Genomic DNA, 12,722 nt, shown 5'->3' with positions numbered 1-12,722 from the left:
CAAGTGAAACATTTCTCCTTTAGTTTTGTATTTTCATACGAAAAATAAATTTATGCTTTTAATACAGAACATCAGACTATCAAGAATTTTAAGAAATACATGGCAAGTCGATTTAATCATGATTGCATCCTGTACCGCTGCTTACCTGGTCAGGGCATATTTGATTGCACACCATTTCGAAATCCCATCAATTATACCAACCGTTTTAGGAACTGCAATTGCTTTTTTTATAGGTTTCAATAATAACCAAGCCTACGACAGGTGGTGGGAAGCACGGAAAATTTGGGGCGCTTTAGTTAACGACTCCAGATCTTTTGCCAGAGCGTTAATTAATTATGTAGATGACGACGATCCTACCGTAAAGAAAATGGTTTACAGGCATATTGCGTTTCTATATGCTTTAAAGGCAAACCTGCGTGGCGCCGTTGATGAAATCTACATCAAGTACCTGACGGAGGAAGATTTAAAAGAAATTGAGAAGCATAATAATGCTCATAATGCGCTTTTAAATATTCAATCAAGGGACCTGCAAAAGCTATCAAAATCTAATGCTATTGATGGTTTCAGGTTTATGGAAATAAATGAAATGTTAACTCGGTTCTCTGATTCAATGGGTATGAGTGAAAGAATAAAAAATACGATTTTCCCAACAACATATACCTACTTAACTAAAGTTTTTATCTGGCTTTTTGTTGTGTCGTTTACTTTGGTTATCAGCCAATCAGCAGGTGTTGCGTCGATTTTCTTAGGCTGGATGATTGGTTTTGTATTCGTTTCTACTCAGATAAACGGCATGAGCCTGATTAACCCATTCGAAAATAATTCGGCAGGTGTGCCGCTTAATCAAATTACCAGAACAATTGAAATTAATTTGCTGCAAATGCTTGAAGAGGAAGAAATCCCTGAACCTGTTAAGCCAATAAATGATGAGTATATTCTTTAATTTTTCTTAGGTGTGTTTCTTAATTTAATCGGTTTTTTACTATTCTTTTTCATTTTCAGGTTAAGCATTTCTACCAGTACGGAAAATGCCATTGCGAAATAAACATAACCTTTAGGTATATGTTGGTCTAAACCTTCAGCCAGCAATGAAACGCCTATTAACAATAAAAAGGATAGGGCCAGCATTTTAACCGTTGGATGATCGTTAACAAAAGCACTGATAGCACCTGATGAAAATAACATAATAATAACAGCAATAACTACCGCAGCAATCATAATTTCGATGTGTTCTGCCATTCCGACCGCCGTGATTACAGAATCTAAAGAGAAAACAACATCAAGAAGCAGAATCTGGATAATTGTTGCCCAAAAAGAAATTGGTTTGGTTTTTCCCTCCTCATCTTCTTCGCCTTCCAATCTGTCGTGTATCTCATGCGTGCTTTTATAAATCAGAAATAACCCTCCGCCTATCAAAATTAAATCACGGCCGGATATGGCTAATTTTTCAAACCATTCGCCGCTATTTATGCCAATCCAACTCCCGATATTAAACAACGGCGAAGTAAGGGTCATGATCCAGGCTAGTGATAATAGTAGCAACACCCTTGTAATCATGGCTAAACCTAATCCCAGTTGCCTTGCTTTCTTTTGCTGATTTGCCGGAAGTTTTCCTGAAAGGATAGAGATAAAAACAATATTATCAATGCCTAAAACGATTTCCAGAACAGTAAGTGTTATTAATGAAATCCAGGCTTCCGGTGTACTTAAAAAATCCATATTTATTTATCTGATAAGGCGAAGATATAAAAAGCTGTTTGAATTACTCAACACATTTTATCTGCTTTAGTTTAAATAATTATTTGCTTACCTTTAAAATTTCAGCTTTAAGTTTCGCCTCAAAATCTATGGTTTGCGCCTTTACAGCAGGTAGTTCATCACTGAACGAAACGGAGCTTATTGCTTTAATTATTTTACCATCATGCCCCACTAAAATATTAGAAGGATAACCGTGATTAATATTTAGCTTCCTGATTTCATCGCGTGATAAAAAGATTACCTCATATTTATAGCCAATCTTTTTGCTAAACTTTTCTGCTTTCTTCGGCTCATCATAGGTAATGGCAATGAACCGGATTTGTTCATTTTTATATCTATCAACAAACTTATTAAGTTCGGGGATTTCTTTGATGCAGGGCGGGCATTCTTCAAACCAGAAATTAACCAGCACGATTTGATTTTTTAGGTTTTGTTTAGAAAAAGGTTTTCCGGCTAAAGTCTCGCCTTTAAAATCAGGTAAGTCCTGTCCAACTAAATCTTCAAAAAAAGTTTCCTGAGTGGCCCATTTTACAGGGGCTGTTTGGGCGCGGGCTAGTGTGGATGAAAAAAGGAAAAAAGTAAAAATGTGAATTTTCATTGCAGGTTAAATATAAAAAAGTCCTGCCAAATAGATGGCAGGACTTAAATTTATTATCTGTTTGGTTTAAATGCTTATTTAAAAGTTACTGCGCCATATTCGGTTTTCAAACTAAGAGTCGACGAACCACCGTTCCCAATTTTTCCGGTATATCTTTTATTTTCATCATCATCGCTAACCAGTTTAGATGTTACATTAGAACCATACTTGAAACCGGCATAAGTTGTAGAAATATTAAAGTTAGCATTATAATTATCACTGAAACCTAATCCAACACTAGCATATTCACCTGTGAAGTTAAAATTCTTACACGCAGCGGTAATTTCGTTTACACTCAGCCTGTTGTAATCCATGTCGATTATAGCATCGCCATTCAGACTTCCGAGCGTTACATTTGTATATTCAGTTTTTAATGAAAGTTTACCGACGCTTGCGAGTGTTAAACTACTATAACTTTGTTTAATTACAGTGTTTCCTTTAATACTGTTGATATTAACCTTAGCATATTCACTGTTCAATAACAAATTACCACCAATTGAACCTACAGTTAAACCTGCACCATATTGAATTTTAATATTGGCTGATTTTGAAATCGTGTTAACATTAACCGGAACATATTCTGCATCTAATTGTAAGGTGCCAACTGAGCCAATACTAATCCCACCACCATATTCATGTTTAACAACTGCCGTATTTAAACTCTGTACCGTCATTTTCCCGTATTCAACATAAAGGTAGTTATTGGTGCTACTTAAATTTCCGGCGGTTAAATTTCCATACTGAACTTTTAATGAAGTAGGGCCTGAAAAATCGCCAAGGTCTATACTTCCATATTGCTGCTGTGCTGTTAAAGCATTTGCGGCAGGCATGTAAACTACGTAATTTACTTTAATTTCCCGTCTCCAGGTAGTAACGCCGTTTCTCGATTTTCTTCCGTAATTTCCGTTTCCATCGTTCATATTTGTTTTAACAGAAACCAGATCCCCGGTTTTATTCGCATCAATGCTCACCTCATCAATTAATTTTTGAACATCTTTGTCAGAATTGCTGTAGGCTTTAATTTCTACATCTACTTTAACTTCTTTTCTGTCCCAGGTTTTAATTACCATAGAACCATATTGATTGTTAAGGCTAATTTTATCGCCATTATCTACACTAAATGTTTTGCTGAAATTCTTGGAGCGTTCTGCATCACTACCTGATTGAATATCATTTGAACTTGTTACAACTGAATTAACTCTTGTACTCGTTGCACTATTAACTGCATAAGTTTCTGCAGGACTACTGACCAAAACACCTTGTTGGGCATTCGTTTTTACGGCGATGAAAGCCATAAAGGCTAATAATAATTTTATTGTTTTCATTTGTTTTAATTGTTAAACATTTATATGTCCTAAACCTGCCGACCGATTCAGGCCTATAAATGTGGTGAGCGCATGTTAATGGTATTAATTTGGTGTCAGGTATTAAGTATCAAGTATCAAGGCGATGTAGCCAATTTTGATTGTGCTTTATTCTTGAAGCTTTTACCTTTAACCTATATCTGATTAACTTTTTTATAATCGTCTACCTGGTTAATAATTAATAATTGTTGTTTTAATAAGTTTAACTGAATTTCGCGGTTTTTTACCATCGCCTTCACCACGAAAACCTGATTTGGTGTAGTTGGCAACTCAGCTTTTAGCCTTTCATAATCTTCATCCAGTTTCTTTAAATCATCCGTAAACTTTTTATACAAATCAGGATTTGCTGAAGCAAAAATTGCAAGGCTATCTCTCTTCTCTGTAATTAAGCTTGCAAACTGAATTTCTTTTTTTGCTGCTGCGGCGTTAACGTCAGCGATTTCTAAATCGTGATTTCGAGATCTTCCTGCGTACAGCCAAACTAAACTGAAAACAACTACGATAGCTGCCGCTGCACTCATCCATAAATACAGCTTTACCGGCTTTTTTTGATTCTTTTTTTCTATCGTTTGCCTGGCATCTAATTCCAGTTCAATTTTTGCCCAAAGGCTTGCCGACGGTTCAAAAACATCGAAATCTTTCCGATTTTCTTTAACGAAGGTTTCTAATCTGTTATTCATCTCTCATCCCTTTCTGTTCTAAAATATTCTTTAACTTCTTTTTTGCCCGCATATATTGTGTGCGGCTTGTATTTTCACTTATTTTTAAAATGTGTGCGATTTCTTCGTGATCGTAGCCTTCTAAAAGGTACAAACTCAAAACCACCCGGTAACCATCGGGCAATTGTGTTATGGCTTTTCTGATTTCGTCAGCCTGCAATTGCACTTCATATTCATCTGCACTAACTTCATCAGGAACTTCCGAAACCTCATCAGTACCCACAAACTCAAATTTGCGTTTGCGGAGGTAATTAATAGACTTGTTTATCACAATCTGTTTTAGCCAAAGTCCGAAAGTCGTTTCCTGCCTGAAATCAACAATTCTGGTAAATGCATCTAAAAATGCTTCCTGTAAAACATCTTCAGCCTCTTCCTCATAATTTAAAATGCGCAGCGCAACATTGTACATCGCTTTAGCATACAGTTTATACAATTCAAACTGTGCTGCTCTGCTGCCACGCATGCATTCTTGTACAAGTTCCAGGTTTTTATCGACGTAAACAGCTTCCAAAATTTTGAATATTCTGATTATAAGACATAAGGGATTTTAAAACGTTGCATCAAGGTAGAAAAAAAGTTCTGAATAGATAAACTAAGTTTGTTCTGTGGAAATCAGGTAACCTTATCATCATAAATTTGAAAACCTGAAACAAAGAATTAACTTCATGCTATGGAAACCGATTTAATAATTTCTGCAATTAACGAACTTCACAAAAAAGCCAATGCCGCTTTAGAAAGTAGGGATGCAACGACCTATACATCAATTTTTGATGAATCTTTTACATATACCCGGGCTGATGGAATAAAATTAGATAAAAAAGACTATTCCAATGATATAGAAAGGTATTTCAGAAGAATAAAGCGAATGGAAACCAGTCATTATCGCATAAAATCTTCTTTCGAAAACGAAGTTTTTACAGAGAAAATTGCCCGCAAATCGATAATTATCAGGTCGAAGTTATTGCTGTTATCTAAAAAGCAAACCATTCAAACAGAAGAAATTTTTCACTGGAAAAATATCGATAATGAATGGAAAGTTATCGCGGTAGAAGTGGTTCTGGAGGAAAAATACTAAAGGTTTCAAGTCCTTTTTAATACAGGGCCTCTATTAAAAAATTTCCTTAAATCTTCCCTGCCAAACTTTAAAACAAAATCGGTATTTTTGCCGCTTAATTTAGAATTACAAATATGTTAAGAACAGTAACTTGCGGTGCATTAAGCCTTGAAAATTTAGGCGACAGTGTAACCCTGTGTGGTTGGGTACAAAAATCAAGAGATTTGGGCGGGATGACTTTTATAGACATTCGCGATCGTTATGGTATTACTCAATTGGTTTTTAACATGGATGATAATCGTGCACTTTGCGAAGCTGCACGTACTTTAGGACGCGAGTTTGTAATTAAGGCGACTGGTACCGTTGTAGAGCGTAGCAACAAAAATCCAAAAATGTCAACCGGTGATGTGGAAATTAAAATTTCTGCATTAGAAGTGCTTAACGCTGCAAAGTTACCACCATTCTTAATTGACGATGAAACAGATGGCGGTGATGAATTACGCATGAAATACCGTTACCTGGATTTGCGCCGTAATCCGGTTCGTAATAACCTGGTTTTGCGCCATAAAATGGCTCAATCGGTTCGCCGTTATTTAGATGCGTTAGATTTTATCGAAGTAGAAACTCCGGTTTTAATTAAATCTACGCCAGAAGGTGCACGTGATTTTGTTGTGCCTAGCCGTATGAATGCCGGTGAGTTTTACGCACTGCCTCAATCACCGCAAACCTTTAAGCAATTGCTTATGGTGTCTGGCTTCGACAGGTACTTCCAGATTGTAAAATGTTTCAGAGATGAAGATTTAAGAGCAGATCGCCAGCCTGAGTTTACACAGATAGATTGTGAAATGTCTTTCATCGAACAGGAGGATATTCTAAATACATTTGAAGGTTTAATCCGCACTTTATTTAAAGAAGTCCGCAATTACGATTTGCCGGAAGTTCCTCGTATGCAATATGCAGATGCGATGCGTTTATACGGATCGGATAAACCTGATACCCGTTTTGCAATGCAGTTTGTAGAACTTAATGATTTGGTAAAAGGCAAAGGTTTCCCTGTTTTCGATGGCGCTGAACTGGTTGTAGGTATTAATGCAAAAGGTGCAGCCAGTTATACCCGTAAACAATTAGATGAGCTAACTGATTTTGTTAAACGCCCGCAAATTGGTGCTACAGGCTTAATTTATGCCCGTCATAATGAAGATGGAACAATTAAATCTTCTGTAGATAAATTTTTTAATGAAGAAGATTTAAAACAATGGAGTGAAGCTTTTGCAACAGAAAAAGGCGATTTAATTTTAGTGCTTGCCGGTTCAACCGATAAGGTGCGTAAGCAGTTAAACGAACTTCGGTTAGAAATGGGCAATCGTTTAGGTTTACGTGATAAAAATACTTTCTCTGCGCTTTGGGTATTAGATTTTCCGCTCTTGGAGTGGGATGAGGAAACTGAACGTTACCATGCAATGCACCATCCCTTTACTTCTCCAAAACCGGAAGATATTGCTTTGCTGGATACAGATCCTAAAAACGTTCGTGCTAATGCATACGATATGGTGATTAACGGAACAGAGATTGGTGGTGGTTCTATCCGTATCCACGATAGAGCGTTACAAGCTTTAATGTTTAAACATTTAGGTTTCAGTACAGAAGAAGCTCAAAAACAATTTGGGTTCTTAATGGATGCTTTTGAGTTCGGCGCACCTCCTCATGGCGGTATTGCTTTTGGTTTCGACCGCCTAACGTCAATTTTTGCAGGCCTGGATTCAATTCGTGATGTAATTGCTTTCCCTAAAAATAATTCAGGAAGAGATGTAATGATTGATAGTCCTAGTACAATTGACGAAAAGCAGCTAAAAGAACTTAAAATTAAAACGGATTTATAGTTGTTAAATGGTTCATTAGGCATTTGTTTATTGGTTACAAATAGCAAAAGATAAACACAAAAAAGCCACTTAGCATTTTGCTAAGTGGCTTTATATTTTAAGCACTCCTTATCTGGGCATCCTAAAGAATGAACCGTTGACCAATGAACTAATAGGTCTCACTGTCTGGTGGAATACCATAATCAATAAATTTTTTATCTTTTTTATCCTTTTTCTTGGTAAAGAAGCCTTTAACAGAGTTAAATATAGCAGATAGGTGTTCTGCATCTAAAGATTTTCCAACCTTACCAGAAATTAACCCGACAGCCGCCTTTGTTAAAAATCCTGCGCCTCTGAATAAAGTTTTATTCATAAACATCGGCAGTAGCAAAGACATTGCTGTTCCACTTAAATTTAATTTATCATCTACTTTAAAAAGATTGCCGGGCGTGGCGTACTTTTTAATTAACGAACCTAAAGTAAACTGGTGAAAAAAGTTTTTAGTATCTGCCTTTAGCTTATTTTGCTTAAGGATATATTCTACTTTCAGTTCAATTTTCTTGGCTTGAAGATCTTCAAGATTTCTGATGTCTTTATAACTTCTCATCATCTTCCTCCTTATCTGCAAGTTTGTCAAAATATTTTCTAATTGCAATATTTATGATAGCTTTCTCTATATACTTATCTTTAGTTAAGTACACAATTACCGCTAATAAAATATAAATTAAAGATACACAACCAAATCCACCTGCATAACTATTCAGAACATCTGACAGATAAAGCGCAAGTGTTACAGAGCCGAATAAAAAGGCTAATATAAAGCATACAATTACAAAAGTATTTGTAACTAAATCTGCAAAAATTTTTGAGCCTTTTTCTACAAGGTGGAGTCGGGTATGTTCAACCCTGGCTTCTAAAAAGCCTTTTGCGTCATCTATCAGATCTTCAATACTTTTATCTTTGTTTTCCTGCATAATTCAGATGAGGTTTAACGCGTCGTCTAAACAACCGGTTATTATTTATTTTTATGCGTGTTCTACGTCGTCGCTATATTCTTCTTCAACACTTCTCAATTTCGTTTTGATTGAGCTAACGACTTTATCTTTTAAATTCGATAAATTATTGATTTCATCAGCAGCTTTATCTTTAATCGAATCACCTAAATCTTTCAACGATTGACTTAATTTATCACGTGTTTCTTCACCTTTTTCAGGCGCAAATAAAATTCCTAGCGCAGCTCCTGCAGCTAATCCCGCCAAAAGGGCAACTATAACTTTTGAATTATCATTCATAATAATGTATTTTAAGGGTTTAACATTTACAAATAACGATGCTATTTTATTGTTAAGCTATAATTATAACTCATTATACTCATTATTTGTTTTAATTCTTTCCAATCTTTCTGATGCAAGCGTACTTGTTTCATAAATTTTAATGAGTAATATAAAATAAGACAGTAGCAGAGGGCCAAAAACCAGGCCCAATATTCCGAATAATGGAATACCAATAATTACGCCAATCACTGTAATTATCGGGTGAATATTACCAACTTTTTTGGCTATCATAAATCTGAGTACATTATCGATGTTGATAATAACAACGAAACCAAAGATTAACATTGCCCAGCCTGCAAAATTATTTCCGTTTGCAATCTGCAGTATTGCAGCGGGTACAAATACAACAGGTGGTCCTAAAATTGGTACAAAAGAAATAAATGCGGTTATAATCCCCCAAAAAATCGGATCCTTATACCCAAGGACAAAAAATGACAAACTAAGCAACGAACCCTGAACCAGGCAGATTAAACCTTGTCCGATGACGTTTGCATATGTCGTATTCCTCATTTCATCACCGAAACGCAATGCATTTTGTTCTCTGAACGGCGCATATTTTATTAAAGAAGCCTCAAAACTTTTCCGCTCTATAAGCATGAAGTAGAGTAAAAAGTACATAACCAGTAAGCTGAGCACGATATTTACAGCACTTGAAATTAATGATGGAAACAGTTGTGTAGCCCAGCTGCCCAGGCGATTCATACCTTCCTGAATTAAGCTTTCATTTATTTTTACAGGGATTAAATGCTGAAATTTGACCAGTAAATTTTTAAAGAAAATTTCGTTATTTCTAAGTTCAGATATCTTACTGATGACCATACTGCTTAATGCATAAAAAGGCAGTACAATTAAAACGATACTTACTGTAATGAGCAATATTGCGACAAGTCTTCTGTTCCATCCTTTAACTTCGGCCAGGAAAATATAACCCGGACGCATAATGGTATACAAAACAAGTGTACTTAAAATCGCACTAAAAATTTCCTGTAATGAATACGCAATTAATAGCCCAAGCGCTATTATAATAACAAGGTTAATGTTGTTTCTTTGTTTATAGGAAAATACCGACATATATAATTTACCTGGTATTTATTAATAGCAAAATTGTATATTTTGTTTGGCTTTTAATATTTTATTCTAAATTTTCTGCGTTTTAGCTTTAATCTTATTGTAAAGTGTTTTTCTATCGATACCCAGAATTTTAGCTGCTTTGGTTTTATTAAAGTTTACTTCTTCTAAAACACGCAGAATCGTTTCAAATTGCGCATGTTGAGCCGCATTTTTTAAATTTTTAGATGTATCTAAGCATTTTAATTTAAGCTGATCCGGCATTTTTTCCTGGACATAATCCTTTGCGTAATTCGCCAATTCTAATGGTAAAACATCTGTCTGAATTTCATTGCCCTCACTTAATAAGGCAACTCTTCTGATAACATTTTTTAATTCACGCACATTTCCCGGCCAGCTGTAATTCAGAAAGCAATTTTTAACCTCAGCAGAAAACCCTGTTATATTTTTATTTAATTCTTCATTTGTTATGGCGAGAAATTTATTTGCAAAAACCAGAATATCATTTCCCCTTTTCTTTAAAGGTGGAATATGAATTGAAAACTCATTAAACCGGTGGTATAGGTCTTCTCTGAAAGTTCCTTTTAAGATATTATCAGCTAAATTTTCATTTGTCGCTACAATAATTCTGACATCCAAATCAATTTCCTTTGTGCTGCCAATTCTTTTTATTTTTCGCTCCTGAACAGCTCTTAGAAGAGTTGCCTGTATTTCGTAAGTCAAATTTCCTATTTCATCCAGAAACAAAGTTCCGCCGTTCGCTTGTTCAAAATGACCAATTTTCGTGTATAAAGCACCGGTAAAAGCACCTTTTTCATGTCCGAAAAACTCACTGCAGGCAAGCTCTTTTGTTAAAGAACCACAATCCATTGCAACAAAAGGTTTATTTCTTCTCAGGCTGTTTAAATGAATGGTTTTGGCAACATATTCTTTACCCGTACCGCTTCTCCCTGTTAAAATAACACTATATGATGTGGGGGCGATAAGCTGAATTTGTTTTAATAAAATAGTCGATAAATTACTTTTACCTTCAATATAATCGGAGTGATTAATATATCCGGCTTCAGACAGCCTGTTATTATTGTTTTCCGAAAATTCAGGATGTTCATTTAGTGTGCCCTGTGTTTCCAGTGATTTATTAATCGTATTTAAAATTTCATCCGGATAAAGCGGTTTTGTAATATAATCATAGGCACCAAGCTTAATTAATTCTACAGCTAATTTGATGTCGGAATAACCCGTAATTATTATTACACAGGTTTTTGGATAGTCTTTTTTAATTTTAATCAGAATTTCTTTTCCGTCAGTATCGTCAAGTCGATAGTCACACAGAACCAAATCGAAGGCTTTTTTAGCCAGAATCTCTATTGCGGAATTTCCTGTAGCGGCGTTTACAACGTCGAAACCGTTTCTGGTTAAAAATTTAGTTAATAAAAGCCTGATATTTACTTCATCATCAATTATAAGAATTTTTCTTTTCATTAGGAGAACTCATTGATTGCATAAGTAAGTAAAAAAAATTACAACCTGAAATTTCTTTAGCAACAAATTCTCTAATTAATTAGACAAAAATTATTTTCCAATAAACGATGCTTTACGCTTTTCAATGAATGCAGTAACACCTTCTTTAAAATCTTCGGTTTCGAAACACTTACCAAATTCTTGAATTTCTTTTGCATAACCATCTTCTTCATTTAAAGAGGCAATTACTGATTTTATTGCAGCCGCAACAGCCAGGGGTGCGCGAAGTTTAATTGTGTTTAACAGTTCTTCCGCTTTACTGATTAAGCTTGCCTGCGGTACAACATAATTTACAAGGCCAATATTTTCGGCTACGGTAGCTGTTACCATGTTGGCCGTAGTTATCAGTTCTATTGCTTTACCCTTTCCAACTAACTGTGTTAACCTTTGTGTACCTCCATAACCAGGAATTAAACCTAAAGTGACTTCTGGTAAGCCAAGTTTTGCAGTATCAGCGGCAATACGCATGTGGCAGGCCATCGCTAATTCTAATCCGCCACCTAATGCAAAACCATTTATTGCGGCTATGAATGGCTTTGGAGAATTTTCTATTGCATTGAAAACATTTTCGTGGCCTTTTCTCGCTAATTCTTCGCCTTGTTTTCCGCTATAATCAGAAAATTCTTTTATATCTGCACCAGCAACAAAAGCCTTTTCTCCAGCACCTGTTAAAATTACACCCCTTACTTCATCCGTTTTCCCGGCGTACTCAATTACATCTGCAAGTTCTGAAAGTGTAGCGGCATTTAAAGCATTTAAAGCTTTTTCGCGGTTTATGGTAACATATAAAATGTTTTCTTTTAATTCTGATATTAAATTCTGGTAAGCCATAATTTTAAAAATTTCTGTTTTCTGTAACCCAATTTTGAATGTATTCTACGATGCTTGCCATTGTTGTGCCAGGCGGGAATAATTCTCCTACACCCATTTCTGCAAGTTTTTTTCTATCGCCCTCCGGAATAATTCCGCCACCGGTTAACAATACATCATCCAGTTGTTTTTCTTTCATGAAATGAATGATTTTTGGAAAAACGGTCATATGTGCACCTGATAAAATAGAAATGCCTATGGCATCGACATCTTCTTGCAGGGCTGTATTAACCACCATTTCGGGCGTTTGACGAAGGCCTGTATAGATTACTTCCATGCCGGCATCGCGAAGGGAAGTCGCAATTACCTTCGCCCCTCTGTCGTGCCCATCAAGCCCGACCTTTGCAACCAAAACACGTATCGGCCTGTTTAATGCTTTGCTCATAACGAATATTAAGTTGATGTAAATGTATTGATTTTTGTTGCTCGTTTCTCGCTTTTTGTCATTCGTTTTTTGCTTGTTGAATAACGGGAAACGGATAACGAACAGCTAAAGGCCAATTAACCAATAATCATTACCTAATTACGCTCAATCTTT

General features: G+C 35.7%; 15 protein-coding genes. 3 read left to right on the top strand and 12 right to left on the bottom strand.

Annotation, left to right across the window (positions count from 1 at the left end; all coding sequences use genetic code 11):
* Positions 1-52 precede the first annotated feature (52 nt).
* Positions 53-943: a bestrophin family protein gene (locus O0931_RS11180; protein ID WP_269415663.1), complete on the top strand. Its 891-nt coding sequence runs from the start codon at positions 53-55 to the stop codon at positions 941-943.
* On the opposite strand, the gene O0931_RS11175 is transcribed toward O0931_RS11180, so the two are convergent.
* The 5 genes from O0931_RS11175 to O0931_RS11155 all read right to left on the bottom strand — a co-directional run bounded on the left by O0931_RS11175 (position 940) and on the right by O0931_RS11155 (position 4,941).
* Complete coding sequence (locus O0931_RS11175; protein ID WP_269415662.1) at positions 940-1,719, bottom strand: TerC family protein; 780 nt, start codon at positions 1,717-1,719, stop codon at positions 940-942. The genes O0931_RS11180 and O0931_RS11175 overlap by 4 nt on opposite strands.
* A 79-nt stretch (positions 1,720-1,798) precedes the next feature.
* Positions 1,799-2,356, bottom strand: a complete 558-nt coding sequence (locus O0931_RS11170; RefSeq protein ID WP_269415661.1) for a TlpA family protein disulfide reductase — start codon at positions 2,354-2,356, stop codon at positions 1,799-1,801.
* Positions 2,357-2,430: 74 nt separating this feature from the next.
* Positions 2,431-3,720 carry a hypothetical protein gene (locus O0931_RS11165; protein WP_269415660.1) on the bottom strand — a complete coding sequence of 430 codons (1,290 nt, stop codon included), beginning with the start codon at positions 3,718-3,720 and terminating at the stop codon, positions 2,431-2,433.
* 173 nt (positions 3,721-3,893) lie between these two features.
* Positions 3,894-4,439, bottom strand: a complete 546-nt coding sequence (locus O0931_RS11160) for a hypothetical protein (protein ID WP_269415659.1) — start codon at positions 4,437-4,439, stop codon at positions 3,894-3,896.
* A complete protein-coding gene (locus tag O0931_RS11155; RefSeq protein ID WP_428982693.1) occupies positions 4,432-4,941 on the bottom strand; it encodes an RNA polymerase sigma factor in 510 nt (169 codons plus the stop codon). The genes O0931_RS11160 and O0931_RS11155 overlap by 8 nt, the downstream gene beginning before the upstream one ends.
* A 207-nt stretch (positions 4,942-5,148) precedes the next feature.
* Here O0931_RS11155 and O0931_RS11150 point away from each other — a divergent pair, with 207 nt between their 5' ends.
* Both O0931_RS11150 and aspS read left to right on the top strand, forming a co-directional pair.
* Entirely contained in the window at positions 5,149-5,553 is a 405-nt protein-coding gene (locus O0931_RS11150) for a hypothetical protein (RefSeq protein WP_269415657.1), read from the top strand.
* Between the two features lie 113 nt (positions 5,554-5,666).
* Positions 5,667-7,412, top strand: coding sequence for an aspartate--tRNA ligase (gene aspS, locus O0931_RS11145; protein WP_269415656.1), 1,746 nt, complete (start codon positions 5,667-5,669; stop codon positions 7,410-7,412).
* 148 nt (positions 7,413-7,560) lie between these two features.
* On the opposite strand, the gene O0931_RS11140 is transcribed toward aspS, so the two are convergent.
* From O0931_RS11140 to O0931_RS11110, 7 genes are all read right to left on the bottom strand, one after another.
* Positions 7,561-8,001 (bottom strand): hypothetical protein, encoded by a 441-nt coding sequence (locus O0931_RS11140; RefSeq protein WP_269415655.1) that lies wholly within the window; start codon positions 7,999-8,001, stop codon positions 7,561-7,563.
* Positions 7,985-8,365, bottom strand: a complete 381-nt coding sequence (locus tag O0931_RS11135; RefSeq protein ID WP_269415654.1) for a phage holin family protein — start codon at positions 8,363-8,365, stop codon at positions 7,985-7,987. Before O0931_RS11135 ends, O0931_RS11140 begins: the two co-directional genes overlap by 17 nt.
* A 51-nt stretch (positions 8,366-8,416) precedes the next feature.
* Positions 8,417-8,683, bottom strand: a complete 267-nt coding sequence (locus tag O0931_RS11130) for a YtxH domain-containing protein (RefSeq protein WP_269415653.1) — start codon at positions 8,681-8,683, stop codon at positions 8,417-8,419.
* Positions 8,684-8,746: 63 nt separating this feature from the next.
* Positions 8,747-9,796 carry an AI-2E family transporter gene (locus O0931_RS11125; protein ID WP_269415652.1) on the bottom strand — a complete coding sequence of 350 codons (1,050 nt, stop codon included), beginning with the start codon at positions 9,794-9,796 and terminating at the stop codon, positions 8,747-8,749.
* A 66-nt stretch (positions 9,797-9,862) separates the two neighbouring features.
* The gene (locus O0931_RS11120) at positions 9,863-11,275 is read right to left on the bottom strand and encodes a sigma-54-dependent transcriptional regulator (protein WP_269415651.1); all 1,413 of its coding nucleotides are present in this window, start codon (positions 11,273-11,275) and stop codon (positions 9,863-9,865) included.
* Between the two features lie 90 nt (positions 11,276-11,365).
* On the bottom strand, positions 11,366-12,145 hold the full coding sequence (locus O0931_RS11115) for an enoyl-CoA hydratase/isomerase family protein (protein ID WP_269415650.1): 780 nt from the start codon (positions 12,143-12,145) through the stop codon (positions 11,366-11,368).
* Positions 12,146-12,149: 4 nt separating this feature from the next.
* A complete protein-coding gene (locus O0931_RS11110; protein ID WP_269415649.1) occupies positions 12,150-12,569 on the bottom strand; it encodes a cobalamin B12-binding domain-containing protein in 420 nt (139 codons plus the stop codon).
* Between the last annotated feature and the right edge of the window lie 153 nt (positions 12,570-12,722).

This window comes from Pedobacter rhodius, from assembly GCF_027213645.1.
GTDB classification, from domain to species: Bacteria; Bacteroidota; Bacteroidia; order Sphingobacteriales; family Sphingobacteriaceae; genus Pedobacter; species Pedobacter rhodius.
This window is presented reverse-complemented; position numbering and strand designations above follow the sequence as displayed.